Source organism: Blautia luti (genome assembly GCF_013304735.1).
Classification (GTDB): domain Bacteria; phylum Bacillota; class Clostridia; order Lachnospirales; family Lachnospiraceae; genus Blautia_A.
On the sequence record NZ_JAAITI010000024.1, the window covers coordinates 24,757 to 41,159 of the forward strand.

General features: G+C 43.9%; 15 protein-coding genes, 2 tRNA genes and 1 riboswitch. Of the genes, 12 read left to right on the forward strand and 5 right to left on the reverse strand.

From position 1 onward, the window contains the following. The first annotated feature begins 17 nt into the window (after nt 1–17). The 8 genes from codY to G5B06_RS12755 all read left to right on the forward strand — a co-directional run bounded on the left by codY (nt 18) and on the right by G5B06_RS12755 (nt 8,245). On the forward strand, nt 18–803 hold the full coding sequence (gene codY, locus G5B06_RS12720) for a GTP-sensing pleiotropic transcriptional regulator CodY (protein ID WP_021975897.1): 786 nt from the start codon (nt 18–20) through the stop codon (nt 801–803). Between the two features lie 340 nt (nt 804–1,143). After that, nucleotides 1,144–1,428: a co-chaperone GroES gene (groES, locus tag G5B06_RS12725; protein WP_021651813.1), complete on the forward strand. Its 285-nt coding sequence runs from the start codon at nt 1,144–1,146 to the stop codon at nt 1,426–1,428. 47 nt (nt 1,429–1,475) lie between these two features. Next, nucleotides 1,476–3,095: a chaperonin GroEL gene (groL, locus tag G5B06_RS12730; RefSeq protein WP_148448189.1), complete on the forward strand. Its 1,620-nt coding sequence runs from the start codon at nt 1,476–1,478 to the stop codon at nt 3,093–3,095. 114 nt (nt 3,096–3,209) lie between these two features. After that, nucleotides 3,210–3,713 carry a DUF6106 family protein gene (locus tag G5B06_RS12735; protein WP_148448191.1) on the forward strand — a complete coding sequence of 168 codons (504 nt, stop codon included), beginning with the start codon at nt 3,210–3,212 and terminating at the stop codon, nt 3,711–3,713. 67 nt (nt 3,714–3,780) lie between these two features. Next, nucleotides 3,781–5,235, forward strand: coding sequence for an IMP dehydrogenase (guaB, locus tag G5B06_RS12740; protein ID WP_021975900.1), 1,455 nt, complete (start codon nt 3,781–3,783; stop codon nt 5,233–5,235). A 169-nt stretch (nt 5,236–5,404) separates the two neighbouring features. After that, nucleotides 5,405–6,079 carry an N-acetylmuramoyl-L-alanine amidase family protein gene (locus G5B06_RS12745; RefSeq protein ID WP_148448193.1) on the forward strand — a complete coding sequence of 225 codons (675 nt, stop codon included), beginning with the start codon at nt 5,405–5,407 and terminating at the stop codon, nt 6,077–6,079. Nucleotides 6,080–6,147: 68 nt separating this feature from the next. Then, a riboswitch (ZMP/ZTP riboswitch) is annotated at nt 6,148–6,229 on the forward strand. Nucleotides 6,230–6,316: 87 nt separating this feature from the next. Then, nucleotides 6,317–7,030, forward strand: a complete 714-nt coding sequence (locus tag G5B06_RS12750; protein ID WP_148448195.1) for an IMP cyclohydrolase — start codon at nt 6,317–6,319, stop codon at nt 7,028–7,030. Nucleotides 7,031–7,060: 30 nt separating this feature from the next. Then, entirely contained in the window at nt 7,061–8,245 is a 1,185-nt protein-coding gene (locus G5B06_RS12755; protein WP_148448197.1) for a phosphoribosylaminoimidazolecarboxamide formyltransferase, read from the forward strand. 166 nt (nt 8,246–8,411) lie between these two features. Here G5B06_RS12755 and G5B06_RS12760 read toward each other — a convergent pair. Continuing rightward, nucleotides 8,412–8,484: transfer RNA gene (locus G5B06_RS12760), tRNA-Gly, on the reverse strand. Between the two features lie 123 nt (nt 8,485–8,607). Further along, the gene (locus tag G5B06_RS12765; RefSeq protein ID WP_148448199.1) at nt 8,608–9,306 is read right to left on the reverse strand and encodes a lysozyme family protein; all 699 of its coding nucleotides are present in this window, start codon (nt 9,304–9,306) and stop codon (nt 8,608–8,610) included. 162 nt (nt 9,307–9,468) lie between these two features. Between G5B06_RS12765 and G5B06_RS12770 the strand changes: the two genes are divergently transcribed. Further along, complete coding sequence (locus G5B06_RS12770) at nt 9,469–10,548, forward strand: 3D domain-containing protein (protein WP_173761895.1); 1,080 nt, start codon at nt 9,469–9,471, stop codon at nt 10,546–10,548. Nucleotides 10,549–10,707: 159 nt separating this feature from the next. Here the strand turns inward: G5B06_RS12770 and G5B06_RS12775 are convergent. Continuing rightward, nucleotides 10,708–10,780: transfer RNA gene (locus G5B06_RS12775), tRNA-Phe, on the reverse strand. Nucleotides 10,781–10,912: 132 nt separating this feature from the next. Continuing rightward, nucleotides 10,913–12,097 (reverse strand): iron-containing alcohol dehydrogenase, encoded by a 1,185-nt coding sequence (locus tag G5B06_RS12780; protein ID WP_173761896.1) that lies wholly within the window; start codon nt 12,095–12,097, stop codon nt 10,913–10,915. 315 nt (nt 12,098–12,412) lie between these two features. On the opposite strand from G5B06_RS12780, the gene G5B06_RS12785 reads away from it, so the two are divergent. Both G5B06_RS12785 and trxA read left to right on the forward strand, forming a co-directional pair. Then, nucleotides 12,413–13,321, forward strand: coding sequence for an NAD(P)/FAD-dependent oxidoreductase (locus tag G5B06_RS12785; protein ID WP_173761897.1), 909 nt, complete (start codon nt 12,413–12,415; stop codon nt 13,319–13,321). 99 nt (nt 13,322–13,420) lie between these two features. After that, on the forward strand, nt 13,421–13,720 hold the full coding sequence (gene trxA, locus G5B06_RS12790) for a thioredoxin (RefSeq protein ID WP_173761898.1): 300 nt from the start codon (nt 13,421–13,423) through the stop codon (nt 13,718–13,720). A gap of 2 nt (nt 13,721–13,722) precedes the next feature. Here trxA and G5B06_RS12795 read toward each other — a convergent pair whose 3' ends face one another. Further along, nucleotides 13,723–14,403, reverse strand: a complete 681-nt coding sequence (locus G5B06_RS12795) for a Crp/Fnr family transcriptional regulator (RefSeq protein WP_021975908.1) — start codon at nt 14,401–14,403, stop codon at nt 13,723–13,725. A 225-nt stretch (nt 14,404–14,628) separates the two neighbouring features. Here G5B06_RS12795 and G5B06_RS12800 point away from each other — a divergent pair, with 225 nt between their 5' ends. Further along, nucleotides 14,629–16,314, forward strand: coding sequence for a B12-binding domain-containing radical SAM protein (locus G5B06_RS12800; protein ID WP_173761899.1), 1,686 nt, complete (start codon nt 14,629–14,631; stop codon nt 16,312–16,314). Nucleotides 16,315–16,403 lie beyond the last annotated feature (89 nt).

Below are 16,403 nucleotides of genomic sequence, written 5' to 3' on the forward strand. Positions count from 1 at the left end.
AGTGAAAGGAGGAAAAAATGAGCGTTCAGTTGCTAGATAAAACTAGAAAAATCAATAAGCTTCTGCATAACAGCAGCTCAAGCAAGGTAGTGTTTAACGACATTTGCCAGGTGCTCATGGAAACCTTAAGTTCCAACATCCTGGTACTCAGTAAGAAAGGTAAGGTTCTGGGAGTCAGTATCTGTCCGGGCGTAGATGAGATCACAGAGCTGATCGATGATAAGATCGGCGGACATATTGATCCGTTATTGAACGAGAGATTTCTTGGCGTTCTTTCTACCAAGGAGAATGTCAATCTCCAGACACTTGGCTTTGAGCATGTACCAGGGAATTATCAGGGAATCGTAAACCCTATCGATATTGCAGGTGAGAGACTGGGAACATTATTTATGTATCGTAACGATCATCCGTATGATATTGAAGATATTATTGTCAGTGAGTACGGTACAACTGTTGTAGGTCTGGAAATGATGCGTGCGGTTCATGATGAGAATGCGGAGGAAGACAGAAAGCAGCAGATCGTGAAATCTGCGTTCAGTACCCTGTCCTTCTCAGAGCTTGAGGCGATCATCCATATCTTTGATGAACTGGATGGAGACGAAGGCATCCTTGTTGCCAGCAAGATTGCTGACCGCGTAGGTATCACCAGATCTGTGATCGTAAATGCACTGCGTAAATTTGAGAGTGCAGGTGTGATCGAGTCCCGTTCTTCCGGTATGAAGGGAACTTACATTAAGGTTCTTAATGAAGTAATCTTCGACGAGCTTGAGGAGATCAAGGCACAGAGAAACAAAAAGGCATAATGCGATCTGCATTATCTGCCGACTGATAATATAAGATAAAGAACGTGACGAAAGAGACTACCCGTTATTGTGGGCAGTCTCTTTTTTACTGAAATTCTTTTGCAGGATCGCATAAAAGGAAAGTGTATCTTTTTAGAAAAAATCAAAATAAATAATGAAATTAAGAAAATAAGAGAAAACAAGAGTATAAAAGAGATATAAAGAGAATAAACTAGAAATAGTATATCTTAAAAGAGTTGCGAAAAAACGTGAAATTCACTAATATAGCCATAGTGATTAGCACTCGTAGAAAGTGAGTGCTAGCAAACGAAAATGGAACTGATAAGGAGGAACATAGATCATGAAGTTAGTACCTTTAGGCGACAGAGTAGTATTAAAACAGGTTGAGGCAGAAGAGACAACAGCATCCGGAATCGTACTTCCGGGACAGGCACAGGAGAAACCACAGCAGGCAGAAGTTATCGCAGTTGGTCCTGGCGGAGTTGTAAATGGCAAAGAAGTAAAGATGGAAGTAGAAGTCGGAAACACTGTTATTTACTCCAAATATGCAGGAACAGAAGTTAAGATGGATGGTACGGATTACATCATTGTAAAACAGGAAGATATCCTGGCAGTTATTAAATAATATAAACATCTTATCGTATATCAATATAAATAGGAGGTCATTTTATCATGGCAAAAGAAATTAAATATGGCGCAGAAGCAAGAGCAGCACTTGAAGCTGGTGTAAATAAACTTGCAGATACAGTAAGAGTAACACTTGGACCGAAAGGAAGAAACGTAGTACTTGACAAATCTTTCGGTGCTCCGCTTATCACAAACGATGGTGTTTCCATCGCAAAAGAGATCGAGCTTGAGGACGGATTCGAGAACATGGGTGCTCAGATCATCAAGGAAGTTGCATCCAAGACAAACGATGTAGCAGGTGATGGTACTACAACAGCGACTGTACTTGCTCAGGCAATGGTTCATGAGGGAATGAAGAACCTGGCAGCAGGTGCCAACCCGATCATCCTCAGAAAAGGTATGAAAAAAGCAACAGATGTTGCAGTAGAAGCGATCAAGAACATGAGCCAGGCAATCAACGGCAAAGAGCAGATCGCTAACGTAGCAGCAATCTCTGCAAGTGATGAGCAGGTTGGACAGCTTGTTGCTGATGCTATGGAGAAAGTTTCCAAAGACGGTGTTATCACTGTTGAGGAGTCCAAGACCATGCATACAGAGCTTGACCTTGTAGAAGGTATGCAGTTTGACCGTGGATATATTTCCGCATACATGTCCACAGATATGGAGAAAATGGAGGCAACTCTTGATGATCCGTACATCCTGATCACAGACAAGAAGATCAGCAATATCCAGGAGATCCTTCCACTTCTTGAGCAGGTTGTTCAGGCCGGTGCGAAACTTCTCATCATCGCTGAGGATGTTGAGGGTGAGGCCCTTACAACTCTGATCGTCAACAAACTGAGAGGAACCTTCCAGGTAGTAGCTGTAAAAGCTCCTGGCTATGGTGACAGAAGAAAAGAGATGCTTCAGGATATCGCGATCCTGACAGGCGGACAGGTGATCTCCGATGAGCTTGGTCTTGACCTGAAAGAAGCTAAGATGGAGCAGCTTGGACGTGCAAAATCTGTTAAAGTTGCAAAAGAGAACACAGTTATCGTTGATGGTCTCGGTGACAAAGATGCCATTGCAAAACGTGTTGCACAGATCCGTGCTCAGATCGAGGAGACAAAATCCGAGTTCGATAAAGAGAAACTTCAGGAGAGACTTGCAAAACTGGCTGGCGGCGTAGCTGTTATCCGTGTAGGTGCTGCTACTGAGACAGAGATGAAAGAAGCAAAACTTCGTCTTGAGGATGCTCTTGCAGCAACAAGAGCAGCTGTTGAGGAAGGTATTATTGCAGGTGGCGGATCTGCTTACATCCACGCTTCAAAAGAAGTTGCAAAACTTGCAACAACACTTGAGGGAGATGAGAAGACAGGAGCTTATGTAATCCTGAAAGCTCTTGAGGCACCACTGTTCCACATCGCTGCAAACGCAGGACTGGAAGGCGCTGTTATCATCAACAAAGTAAGAGAGTCTGAGGTTGGTACAGGATTCGATGCTCTCAATGAGAAATATGTAAACATGGTTGAGAACGGAATTCTTGACCCGGCCAAGGTTACAAGAAGTGCTCTTCAGAATGCTACAAGCGTTGCATCTACACTCCTTACAACAGAGGCTGTAGTTTCCACAATCAAAGAAGATACTCCTGCTCCGGCAGCAAACCCGGGAATGGGAATGATGTAATAATCAGCTAAGCAGGTGAAATTGTTCACAAAATAAGAGGGCCTGCGTCATGGACGCGGCCCTCTTTTTGTGTTATAATCAAAAAAATCAGTAAATTACGAAAGGAAGAAGCAAATGAGTGACTTATATTCAGAACTTCTGGTAAAGAAGAAACAGACAGCAAAGGATATGGTTGTGAAATACGGTCTTATTGTACTGACAGTGATCATGGCTATAGGAGGCCTTTTAGTGAACGGTCTTTTACTGGTGCCGGCTGTTGCGCTCGGTGTTGCCTGTTATTTTGTAATACCGAAAACAGATCTGGAATACGAGTATCTGTTTGTAAATGGTGAGCTGGATATTGATATGATTATGTCCAAGTCCAAGAGAAAAAGAGTAAAATCCATCCAGCTTGCGGAAGCAGATCTTGTAGCACCTCTGAAATCCCACAGAATGGACTATTACAACGGAAATCAGAAAATGAAAGTGATGGATTTTTCCTCCGGTATTGAGGATCATAAACGTTATGCCATGATCACAAGAGACGGTGGTGAAACATGCAAAGTGATTCTCGAATTAGATGACGCCCTGGCAAACACCATGAAAAATTCTGCACCAAGTAAAGTTTTTTTGGATTGACATGAAACTTGTTTTTTGTTACACTAGTTCACAAATTTAAAATATCTTACACAAGGGAGGAAATGCAATGGGTACTATTATTGGTGAAGGCATTACGTTTGATGACGTTCTTCTGGTTCCAGCTTATTCTAAAGTAATTCCGAATCAGGTAGATGTTTCAACGTATTTAACCAAGAAAGTAAAGCTGAATATCCCCATGATGAGTGCGGGAATGGACACAGTTACAGAGCACAGAATGGCAATTGCCATGGCCAGACAGGGTGGTATCGGTATCATCCACAAGAATATGTCCATTGAAGCACAGGCAGAAGAGGTTGATAAGGTTAAACGTTCTGAGAACGGTGTTATTACAGATCCATTTTATCTTTCACCGGAGCATACACTGAAAGATGCCAATGATCTGATGGCGAAATACCGTATTTCCGGTGTTCCGATTACAGAAGGCAGAAAACTTGTAGGTATTATCACAAACCGTGATCTTAAATTTGAGACAGATTTCAGCAGAAAGATCAAGGAGTGCATGACTTCTGAAGGACTGATCACAGCCAAGGAAGGAATCACACTTGAGGATGCCAAGAAGATCCTTGCGAAATCCCGTAAGGAGAAATTACCCATTGTAGATGACGACTTTAATTTAAAAGGACTCATTACCATCAAGGATATCGAGAAACAGATTAAATATCCGCTTGCAGCCAAGGATGCACAGGGACGTCTTCTCTGCGGTGCGGCAGTTGGTATCACAGCTAATGTACTTGCTCGTGTGGATGCACTTGTTAAGGCTAACGTAGATGTTATCGTTATCGATTCCGCACATGGTCATTCCGAGAATATCTTAAAAGCAGTTCGTGAGATCAAGGCTGCATATCCGGAACTTCAGGTTATCGCAGGTAACGTTGCAACAGGTGCTGCTACCAAGGCTCTGATCGAGGCTGGTGTAGATGCAGTTAAGGTTGGTATCGGACCTGGATCTATCTGTACCACACGTGTTGTTGCAGGTATCGGTGTTCCGCAGGTTACAGCAGTTATGGATTGCTATGAAGTAGCCAACAGCTATGGAATCCCGATCATTGCAGATGGTGGAATCAAGTATTCCGGAGACATCACCAAGGCTATCGCAGCCGGAGCCAATGTCTGCATGATGGGAAGCATGTTCGCAGGATGTGATGAGAGCCCGGGAACATTCGAGCTTTATCAGGGAAGAAAATATAAAGTATACCGTGGAATGGGATCTATTGCAGCTATGGAGAATGGCAGCAAGGATCGTTATTTCCAGGAGAATGCGAAGAAGCTTGTACCGGAAGGTGTTGAAGGACGTGTTGCATATAAGGGACATGTTGAAGATACCGTATTCCAGTTAATTGGTGGTTTAAGATCCGGGATGGGTTACTGTGGAGCAGAGAACATTGAGAAGCTGAAAACAACAGGCAGATTTATTAAAATCTCCGCTGCATCTCTTAAGGAGTCACATCCGCATGATATCCATATCACAAAAGAGGCTCCAAACTACAGTGTAGATGAGTAATACAGGAAAAAAAGGTAAGACAGGTAAGAAGTCACCCAGGCCGTCCCATAGCGGGCGGCCTGTTTCCGTAAAAAAAACTTCTTCAGAACCTGCCGCAAATTCCGTAAAAAAGAAGAAAAGGAAAACCTCCCGCAAAAATAAACCGCTGAAATTTCTTCGAAAAACAGTGATGATTCTGATTTTTGTAATTGTTATATCTGCGGTATGTGCATTAGGATATGGATTTTTTGAGATGCGTATGGAAGAGGACAGAATTTATTCTGATGAGACAGGTTCCGTTCAGGAAAACGATGGCAACAGTGGGCCAGAACAGTGGCAGGAAGAGGGTGCCCCCTATATTGACGTGGAACTTCTGACGCCGAATTCGTATTCTAGGCCTCAGATTCCCATTGAACAGGTGAATTATATTGCCATTCACTATACTGCCAATCCAGGATCTACAGCAATGTCCAACCGGAATTATTTCGAAAATCTTGCAACAACACAGGAAAACAAAGTCAGCAGTCATTTTGTAATAGGTCTGGATGGCGAAGTGGTACAGTGCATTCCTACCTCAGAAATGTCCTATGCTACGAATTCCAGAAATGTGGACACCTTATCTATTGAATGTTGTCACTTGGATGATACAGGACAGTTTAATGAGGCAACATATAGTTCGGCAGTGAAGCTGACAGCCTGGCTCTGTACACGGTTTGGACTGACGGCGGATCAGGTGATCCGGCATTATGATGTTACAGGAAAAGACTGTCCGAAATATTATGTGGAAAATCCGGATGCATGGATTCAGATGAAATCAGATATTGCCGCACAGATTCAGGCAGATTATGAACTGCAGGGAAAATAGACAGTATGAAAAAATAATTTCTGAAAATTGGGACTTGAAAATTCAGAAGAAGTATTGTAGTATAACAACAGAAGCTGCATGACTGGCGGAAAGTAGGATTACCTACAGGGAGTGCAGTGAAATGAGAAGCCGACCGCCTGGGCAGCCTGATAAAGGGGTGTCCAGGCGGTTTTTTGTTACCTGCTGATACCTGGAATGATCCCCGGGCCTTACATTAGACAAGGAGGACTGTGAAAAATGACTACATTTTCACTTGAAAAAGAACTGAAAGAGAATTCCTACCCAGGAAGAGGAATTGTGATTGGACGTTCCGCTGACGGAAAGCACGCTGTTACCGCATATTTTATCATGGGAAGAAGTGAGAACAGCAGAAACCGTATTTTTGTTGAGGATGGTGAGGGAATCCGCACACAGGCATTTGACCCGTCCAAACTTACAGACCCGAGCCTGATTATTTATGCACCGGTACGTGTCCTTGGAAACAAGACGATCGTAACAAATGGGGATCAGACAGATACCATCTATGAAGGCATGGACAGACAGCTTACTTTTGAGCAGTCACTCCGCAGCAGAGAATTTGAGCCAGATGCACCGAATTACACACCTCGTATTTCCGGTGTTCTTCATGTGGAAAACGGAAAATTCAGCTATGCAATGTCTATCTTAAAGAGCAATAATGGAAATCCAGATTCCTGCCTCCGTTATACATTTGCTTATGAGAATGCGGCAGCAGGACAGGGACGCTTCATTCATACTTATAAATGCGACGGAAACCCGCTTCCAAGTTTTGAGGGAGAGCCGAAGCCGGTAGAGATTCCGGATGATATTGATGATTTTACCAACCTTCTCTGGGAGAGCCTGAACAAGGACAATAAAGTTTCTCTGTTTGTCCGTTTCATTGACATTGAAACAGGTAAATATGAATCCAGAATTGTAAACAAGAATAAATAATCGATATCGTAGAGAACGGAGGATTTTTCCATGAAAGAATTACAGTTAAAATACGGATGCAACCCAAACCAGAAACCATCCAAGATTTATATGGCAGACGGAAGTGAACTTCCGATCCAGGTACTTTCCGGAAGACCGGGATATATCAACTTCCTGGATGCATTTAACGGCTGGCAGCTGGTACGTGACCTTAAGAAAGCAACCGGACTTCCGGCAGCAACTTCTTTTAAACATGTATCTCCGGCAGGTGCTTCCATCGGACTTCCACTGAATGAGACCCTGGCCAAGATCTACTGGGTAGATGATATGGACTGGAAGAATTTTTCCCCGCTTGCATGTGCGTATGCAAGAGCAAGAGGTGCAGACCGTATGTCATCTTTCGGTGATTTCATTTCTCTTTCTGATGTCTGCGACAAAGATACCGCAATGCTGATCAAAAGAGAGGTTTCGGATGGTGTGATCGCACCGGGATATACAGAGGAAGCGCTGGAAATCCTGAAACAGAAGAAAAAAGGCAACTACAATGTAATCCAGATCGATGAAAATTATGTTCCGGAGCCGCTGGAACACAAGCAGGTATTTGGTGTTACTTTTGAGCAGGGACGTCAGGAACTTGCAATTGATGATGAACTGATCTCTAATATTGTAACAGAAAATAAAGAGCTTACAGAGGAAGCAAAGAGGGATCTGAAGGTTTCTCTGATCGTTTTGAAATATACGCAGTCCAATTCCGTATGCTTCGTAAAAGACGGACAGGCGATCGGTGTTGGTGCTGGTCAGCAGTCACGTGTTCACTGTACACGTCTTGCAGGCCAGAAGGCAGATAACTGGTATCTCCGTCAGTGCCCGAAGGTGCTGAATCTTCCATTTAAAGATACCATTACACGTGCAGAGAGAGACAATGCCATTGATGTTTATATTGGTGAGGAGTATATGGATGTTCTTGCAGATGGCGCATGGGAGAAAACATTTACCGAGAAGCCGGAAGTGTTCACAAGAGAAGAGAAGCGTGCATGGCTGGATGGTCTTACAGATGTGACTCTTGGTTCAGATGCATTCTTCCCGTTCAGTGATAATATTGAGCGCGCACATAAGAGTGGCGTGAAATATATTGCAGAGCCGGGCGGATCTGTCCGCGATGACGCAGTTATCGATACCTGCAATAAGTATGGAATGGTAATGGCATTTACAGGAATCAGACTTTTCCATCACTAAAATATCATGAACATATAATGGGGCAGAATATGAATGTCTGTCTTACATAAAAGATCCCGGATCTGGATTTCTATCAGGAAATTCCGGATCCGGGATTTTTTGCGCCATTTTGTGCTTGTTTTTTGTGAAATAAAAAAAGAACTCTGAATCATTCAGAGTTCCGAAGAGCGATAGACGGGGCTCGAACCCGCGGTCTCGACCTTGGCAAGGTCGCGCGTTACCAACTACGCCACTATCGCATTTGTCTTATCTTATGAGGTGTTTCCCTCATCGACAAGACATATATTAGCACAGATTTTAAAGCATGTCAAATCTTTTTTTGCATTTTTTTGAAAAATTGAAAAAAAGAAGACATTTCCGGATCAAGACGTTTCAGATTCACTGCTTATGTGATAATAGCGAAGTACATGGTCCGGGTAATACTGGTCACCGTAATCCCATGGACCTGCCGGATCGTGAAGGGGATCGTCTTCATCACGCTGCTTGCCACCACTTGCCATCTGGGCAAATGCCTGGGCGCTTTCGGTTGTCCAGGAGGTTTCTCCGTTTTTGGCAAGATAAGAGAAATAAGAGTCTGTACCAAAATTATAGGCCTGCAGGGCAAGACGGATATGGGGCAGATCAGCGGGTCCTGTGCATCCGGATTTATCCAGGGCATATTTCAGCTCCTGGATTCCACAGGAGATAGAATAGGAAGGATCTGTGATTCCGTTAGGCTGCTGGGGATACTGCGTATTATAAGCGCCTTCGGATGACTGCATGGGATCGGTTCCCTGGCCGGAGCTTTCCTGCATCATAACCGCCAGGATCAGATCTACATAGTCAGACATGCCATATTGGGCGGCTTCCGTGGTAACTTCATCTCGGTAGGCTTCACAGGATGCATTGATCTGATACGTATTTGTCTGCTTTCCGGAAAATCTGGATAAACGCAGAAAAATGCATCCGAGGACCAGTAAAAAGATCAAGCCCAGAAAGAACTTCTGTCTGCGAACCTGGCGTACGCGGAGACGCTGGCGTTGTTTTTTTGTAAGTTTAGGGGTTTTTCGTTTTGTATTCATAAGCTTATTTTACCCGTCGGATGGTGATTTGACCAGTTAAGAAATGTGATCTTTTTGTTAAAATTTTCTGAAGACTGACCTACAAAATTGCAAAATACGATCTGATATGCTATGATAGTCGGGACAAACCGCAGAATGCCGGAAAAAAGGAGGCAAGATTTCATGCGTAAAAGGCTTCTTGCAGTTATTTTGTGTGCTTCCATGATATTCCCTGTATCAGCATCTGCAGAGGTACTTGGATATGAAGCAACACTGAATACATATACACAGGAGAAAAAATCCCCTCAGCAGTTTCAGATTGATGATGGGGAAGGAAATACAGTAAATGCACTGGCGAAGACGGACACCCTTTATGTCACTGCGAAGAATACCGCAATTCGGTCCAATCCCGGAGAGAGTGGATCAGAACTTCGATCCGTTCTTCTGGGAACGAAACTTGAGAGAGTTGCCGTATGTGACAACGGATGGAGTAAAGTTACGTTTCAGAAAGACGGAGAGGACAAGATTATCGGTTATGTTCAGGATAGCGTGCTCAGTGATACGGAAACCGTGAATAAATTTACGGATACAGTCACGGCAGCCAAAGACAGCGATATTCTTGATTATCCGGGAAAAAAAGACGGAGAAGTAGTAGGAGAAGTTCTTCAGGATGATGAGCTGAAGAGAACTGGTACTGTAGATGATATCTGGAGCCGGATCGTTTACACCGATGACAGCGGTGCACAGCAGACTGGATATATTCCTACCAGCTGTCTGGAAGGATATCAGGAGAACGAAGTAGCCAAAGCAGAGCAGGAAAAGAAAACAAAAGCAGGTTCCCTTACCAAGAGTTCCGGAGAAGGTATTTTTGCAGACGCTGTGGACGGCGTAACGTCTACGGGTGGTTCCGGAACATCTGCCAATGGTGTAAAAGTCGGAACTCCGGTATCAGTTTCTTCCGATGCCACACTGAAATCTTTGGGAACTTTCCGTATTACCCATTACTGCCCATGCAGTATCTGCTGTGGTCCATGGTCAAATGGAATCACATCTACAGGTGTAACGGCAACAACCAATCACACCATAGCAGTAGACCCCAGCCAGATTCCATATGGTTCCAAGGTGGTGATCAATGGACAGGTTTACGTGGCGGAGGATTGCGGAGGTGCGATCCGTACCAACTGTATTGATGTTTATGTTGCCACACATTCAGAGGCAGAGGAGAAAGGTGTATTTTATACAGAAGTTTATCTGCTTCAGTAAAAACGCCGTATAACAAAAAATACTGCATCAGACTTAATGTATAAATCGGAATATAAATATCCGCTTTATCAGAAAATGTCGAATGCAGTATTTTTTATTTATAAAAAGAAAAACTCTGTTCAACAGGAAACAGGAACTGTGAACAGAGCAAAAAAATAATGCCCAGAGCCGGAATCGAACCAGCGACACGAGGATTTTCAGTCCTCTGCTCTACCAACTGAGCTATCTGGGCATGTCTCTTTCGAGCACTTTGTTACTTTAACACATTTATGTAGAGAATGCAAGGGGAAAATGAAAAAAAGCAGATGTTTTTCTGAAAAATCCGATTTTCAAAAAAACATCTGCAATATTATATGCGGCAAATTCAGCGGGCAGCCAGATAAATTTTTTCCATATCTTTCATATTTAACTGTTTGAAGACACCGATGGTACGGGTATCTTCATAACTGCACTTAAATGCCAGATCGTGGATATCTTTTTCTGTAAGATCAAGACCAAGCTCATGAAGGCTGGTAGGCATCTGAATGGAACGGAAATAATCTTCCATGGCTTCAATACCGGCAAGTGCGGTTTTGTTGAAATCGATGCTGCATGGGATTTCAAATACGTTGGTAGCAAACTGGGCAAAACGTTCTGGATTTGCGTCATAGACATAACGGGCCCAGCTTCCCCACAGTGCGGCCAGACCGGCACCGTGAGCTACATCGTAAGTTCCGCCAAGTTCATGTTCCAGCTGGTGACATGCCCAGTCACCGCCGCCGGTTCCACAGCCGGTGAGGCCGTTGTGGGAGAGACTTCCTGCCCACATGATTTCTGCCCTGGCAGTGTAATTATCCGGCTCTTTCAGCAAGATACGGGAATTGTAGATTACCGTCTGCATCAGAGATTCGCTGATGCTGTCTGTAATTTCCATAGTTTCGATATTTACAAAATACCGTTCCATGGTATGCATCAGGATATCCACACAGCCGCTTTCTGTCTGATACTGAGGTAAGGTGTATGTAAGCCGTGGATTTAAAATGGCAAAACGTGGCCTGCACAGGTCATTTCGGGCAGTACTACGCTTCAGCCAGCCCTCTTCATTTGTGATGACACAGGAATTGCTCATTTCACTTCCGGAAGCTGCGATGGTAAGGATTACACCAACTGGAAGACATGCTTTTGGAGTTTCTGTGCGGAGGAAAAAGTTCCATACGTCTGTTTCCGGATTTGCAAGACCGTAACCGATGGCCTTACAGGAATCAATAACACTTCCGCCTCCTACGGCAAGAAGAAAATCCACATTTTCTCTGCGACAGAGTTCGATTCCTTCCCGGACTTTGGAAAGATGCGGATTGGGAACGACGCCGCCAAGAGTTACATAGGCAATCCCTGCCTCGTCAAGTACGGATCTGATCTCATTAATAAGACCGGATTTGACGGCACTGTGTCCACCATAGTGGATCAGAACTTTTTTACAGTTCTGTTCTTTCAGAAGTGTGGCAATTTTAAGATGTGTATCTTTTCCAAAAACCACCCGTGTGGGGGTAAAATATTCAAAACTTCTCATAATAAACAACTCTCCCTTATTTCATAATTGATCTATTCGAAATCACGAAAATTAATTAAAAGCAAAAATGGATGATTTGCATTAGCAAACCGTTATAATAATAGCATAGAAGAGGGCCGGGTGCAAGATTTCGGAAAACGTTTGCGACAGGAAAAACAGGGAAGATAAAGGTGATAAAGGGGATGTAATTCCAAAAGGATGTGGTATAATAGTTTTTGTGAGAAAGTAAAAGTGACTTAATCACAGAAACAGACCGATGCAGAGCGTATATTATAAAACAGATTTCAAAGAAGCAGAAGAAAGCAGGTGTCTGAAATGGAAAATATCATTATCGTAGGAGCAGGCCCGGCAGGAATTTCCGCAGCTCTTTATGCAGCGAGAGGAAATATGGACCCGCTGATCATCAATACAGGAATTGGTTCACTGGAAAAAGCAGAGAAGATCGAGAATTATTACGGACTTGAGAGACCTCTTTCCGGAAAAGAACTTTTTGAAAGAGGACTTGAGCAGGCCAGGGCACTTGGCGTCAGGATTCTGGATGCACAGGTTGTGGGAATGGGAGGCTTTGATACCTTTGAGGTAAAAACAACCGAAGGCGATTTTGAAGCCCGCAGTGTGATCCTGGCAACCGGAAGCAAAAGAGCCTCCGCGAAAATTCCGGGAGTGAAGGAATTTGAAGGAAAAGGAGTCAGCTACTGTGCAGTATGCGATGCATTTTTCTACCGTGGAAAAGATGTAGCAGTTCTTGGAAACAGTGATTTTGCTCTTCATGAAGCTGAGGAACTTTCTCATACAGCTTCCCATGTGACGATTTTTACAGATGGAAAGAAACCGGAATTTTCAAAAGAGAATGCAATTGACGTGAATACCATGAAAATTCAGGCAATTGAGGGAGATGAGCGTGTTCAGGGACTTCGCCTGAAAGGAGATGTATCCTTACAGGAAGCAGGCGAACCGCAAACGTCATTTGCACCTGCAGAAGGTGTTTTTGTGGCATTGGGTACAGCCGGAAGTTCAGAGATGGCCCGTCAGATTGGTGCGGAACTGAATGAAAAAGGAAATATCAGGGTGAATGAAGAGATGGAGACAACGGTTCCCGGACTGTACGCGGCAGGGGATTGTACCGGAGGTCTTCTTCAGGTGGCAAAGGCCGTACATGATGGAGCACAGGCAGGACTTTCTGCCTGTCAGTATGTGCGGAAACTTCTGAAAGGGCAGGCATAGAGTGAAGACAGCATAAATTCAGAAGAACGGCAGACACTGATAACGATCAGGATTATGATCGGATTTTCATAACATATAAATTTAAGGAGGAATTTTATCATGGCAAAAGTTTTTACAACAGACAATTTTGAAACTGAGGTATTAAATGCAGAGAAACCGGTACTGGTAGATTTCTGGGCAACCTGGTGCGGACCGTGCAGACGTCAGGCTCCGGTTGTGGAAGAGCTGGCAGAAGCAGAATACGAAGTAGGGAAAGTAGACGTAGATAAAGAACCGTCTCTTGCACAGCAGTATAAGATTATGAGTATTCCTACACTGCTTGTGTTTAAGGGTGGAAAAGAGACAGCACGTTTTGTGGGACTGACATCAAAAGCGGAGCTTGAGGCAGCACTTCAGTAAGATCAGAAAGTATTCATCATTTCATAAAGACGGCTTTTATCCAGAATGCGGATCGATCCCCGTGAAATCTGGATAGAGCCGTCTTTATTCATTTTTTTGAGGCTGCGGCTGACTGCCTCCCTGGCGCTTCCGATGGAGCGGGCGATGGCTTCTTGGGTGAGCGTGAGTTCATCGGAACCGGTATCTGCAGCTTCGTCCAGAAGGAAGGCTGCAATCCTCTGAGGTAACGTCATAAAAAATGTCCGTTCGATTCCTGCGATCACATCCGAGAAATGTTCGGTTGTCCGTTTATAAATGAAATTTTCCAGATAGATATTGTTTTTCATCAGCCGGGAAAAAGGAACTGCCGGAAGCAGAAGCAGATCACAGTCTGTTTCCGCATCGATCTGCACATCAAATGTGATGGCAGAAAGCATGCAGGAAGCGGAAAGGGTGCAGATATCACTGTCCCTTAAACGGTACAGTGTGGCTTCTTTTCCCTGAGAGGACAGAAGGTACACGCGGAGAACGCCCTTCAGAAGAAAAAGAGTTCCTAGGCACTGGCGTTCTTCTGACTGTATGGCAGCACCTGCCGGGTAATGGAGTTCGCGGATATTATCAAGAAGAAAATCCTGGTCTTCTTCGGTCATATGTTCCCAGAAGGGAAAAGCCTGAAAATAGTTCAGGCAGCTGTTTCGGTCCATAAAAAGGTACTCCTTTATAAAAGATGTAGTATCCATTTTAACGCTGTTTGAATGGAAATACAACAGAAACGGAATCTTTATGCATACCGGGAATCCCTGTTTTTCTATTTACATCCGGGGGCTGGAACGTTATAATCATAAAGCGAAAAGAATCAGACAGAGAAAGAATGAAAACTGCCGGATGTAGAAGTCTGTCACCCGGCAGAAGTTAGGAGAATAGTAATTTTGAAGATCTTACTTGCAGCGTGCAACGCAAAATATATCCATTCCAATCTTGCAGTATACAACCTGAAATCCTGCTCCGGAAAGTACAGTCCCAATGTAGTGATCAAAGAGTATACGATCAACCAGATCCGGGATGACATTTTAAAGGACATTTATCTGGAACAGCCGGATGTGATCTGTTTTTCCTGCTATATCTGGAATATTTCCTTTGTAAAAGAACTGGTACCGGATCTTAAGAAAATCCTTCCACATGTGGATTTCTGGGCAGGCGGTCCGGAAGTATCTTACGATGCGGTGGAATTTCTGAAAAAGAATCCCGCGTTTTTTGGTGTGATGGTAGGAGAGGGAGAGGAAACTTTCCATGAACTGGCAGGATATTATATAGAAAGAAAGCCGGAAAACCTGAAAGAAATCCGAGGTGTGGCTTTTCATGACGAAACCAAAGTCCCGGATATTGTACACACAGGCTGGCGGGAACTGATGGATTTAAGTAAAGTTCCGTTTGCATACAGCAATCTTACAGAGTTTAAAAACCGTATCATCTATTATGAGAGCAGCAGAGGGTGCCCGTTTTCCTGCAGCTACTGTCTTTCTTCCATAGACAAGAAGCTTCGGTTCCGTGATATCGAACTTGTAAAAAACGAATTGCAGTTTTTTATTGACAATAAGGTTCCACAGGTCAAATTTGTAGACCGTACCTTTAACTGCAAACATGATCACGCCATGGCAATCTGGCGGTATATTACAGAGCATGACAACGGGATCACGAACTTCCATTTTGAAATTTCCGCGGACCTTCTCCGTGAGGAGGAACTGGCTCTGATGAAAACCATGCGCCCGGGCCTGATCCAGCTGGAGATCGGGGTACAGTCCACCAATCCGCAGACCATCAAAGCTATTCGGAGAACCATGGATTTTGAAAAACTGAAAGGAATCGTAGAGCAGATCCACGGCTTTGGAAATATCCACCAGCATCTGGATCTGATCGCAGGACTTCCATATGAGGGATATGACAGCTTCCATAAGTCGTTCTGCGACGTCTATGCACTGCGTCCGGAGCAGTTTCAGCTTGGTTTTCTGAAGGTGCTGAAGGGTTCCCATATGATGGAGATGACCGGAGAATATCAGATCCTTTACAAAGACCGGGAACCTTATGAGGTGCTTTCCACAGCCTGGCTGACCTACGGGGAGATTTTGAGGCTGAAAATGGTGGAAAGTATGGTGGAAGTGTATTATAATAGTGGTCAGTTCAAACACACCCTTGTATTTCTGGAACAGTATTTTGAAGATCCTTTCCGGATGTATGAGGCACTTGGCAGATTTTATGAGAAAAAAGGATACTCGGAGATTTCTCATTCCAGGATGAGACGCTATGAGATCCTGATGGAATTTGCCGGAGAACAGAAAGAGATCCCGTTGGAAGCCCTTTCCGATGTGATGCTTCTGGATCTTTATCTTCGTGAGAATTTAAAGAGCAGGCCATCCTTTGCATCCGATCAGAAGCCCTATGAGAGGATGATCTGGGATTACCGGAAAGCGGAAAAAATCCCGAAGACCGCCCATATCGAGGTATTCCGAGATGGAAAGAAGATTCTTTTTGATTATACAGACAGGGATCCTTTGACCAACAATGCGCGATTAACGGATATTACAGATGAGGTGAATAAAAATTATGGGAATGTTTGATCCGAAAAAAAGAAAAGTGATCACAGCGATCATCGCAGTTATTCTGGTTCTTGCAATGGTAGTTCCGACTGTACTTTCGCTGATCATTT

What these genes read in the sequence shown, in the direction of transcription:
- G5B06_RS12780 (WP_173761896.1), bottom strand. Translation starts at nt 12,097, where the DNA reads ATGAGAAGTTTTGAATATTTTACCCCCACACGGGTGGTTTTTGGAAAA.
- groES (WP_021651813.1), top strand. Translation starts at nt 1,144, where the DNA reads ATGAAGTTAGTACCTTTAGGCGACAGAGTAGTATTAAAACAGGTTGAG.
- codY (WP_021975897.1), top strand. Translation starts at nt 18, where the DNA reads ATGAGCGTTCAGTTGCTAGATAAAACTAGAAAAATCAATAAGCTTCTG.
- G5B06_RS12785 (WP_173761897.1), top strand. Translation starts at nt 12,413, where the DNA reads ATGGAAAATATCATTATCGTAGGAGCAGGCCCGGCAGGAATTTCCGCA.
- G5B06_RS12765 (WP_148448199.1), bottom strand. Translation starts at nt 9,306, where the DNA reads ATGAATACAAAACGAAAAACCCCTAAACTTACAAAAAAACAACGCCAG.
- G5B06_RS12795 (WP_021975908.1), bottom strand. Translation starts at nt 14,403, where the DNA reads ATGGACCGAAACAGCTGCCTGAACTATTTTCAGGCTTTTCCCTTCTGG.
- G5B06_RS12735 (WP_148448191.1), top strand. Translation starts at nt 3,210, where the DNA reads ATGAGTGACTTATATTCAGAACTTCTGGTAAAGAAGAAACAGACAGCA.
- G5B06_RS12770 (WP_173761895.1), top strand. Translation starts at nt 9,469, where the DNA reads ATGCGTAAAAGGCTTCTTGCAGTTATTTTGTGTGCTTCCATGATATTC.
- G5B06_RS12745 (WP_148448193.1), top strand. Translation starts at nt 5,405, where the DNA reads ATGATTCTGATTTTTGTAATTGTTATATCTGCGGTATGTGCATTAGGA.
- G5B06_RS12750 (WP_148448195.1), top strand. Translation starts at nt 6,317, where the DNA reads ATGACTACATTTTCACTTGAAAAAGAACTGAAAGAGAATTCCTACCCA.
- G5B06_RS12755 (WP_148448197.1), top strand. Translation starts at nt 7,061, where the DNA reads ATGAAAGAATTACAGTTAAAATACGGATGCAACCCAAACCAGAAACCA.
- guaB (WP_021975900.1), top strand. Translation starts at nt 3,781, where the DNA reads ATGGGTACTATTATTGGTGAAGGCATTACGTTTGATGACGTTCTTCTG.
- trxA (WP_173761898.1), top strand. Translation starts at nt 13,421, where the DNA reads ATGGCAAAAGTTTTTACAACAGACAATTTTGAAACTGAGGTATTAAAT.
- groL (WP_148448189.1), top strand. Translation starts at nt 1,476, where the DNA reads ATGGCAAAAGAAATTAAATATGGCGCAGAAGCAAGAGCAGCACTTGAA.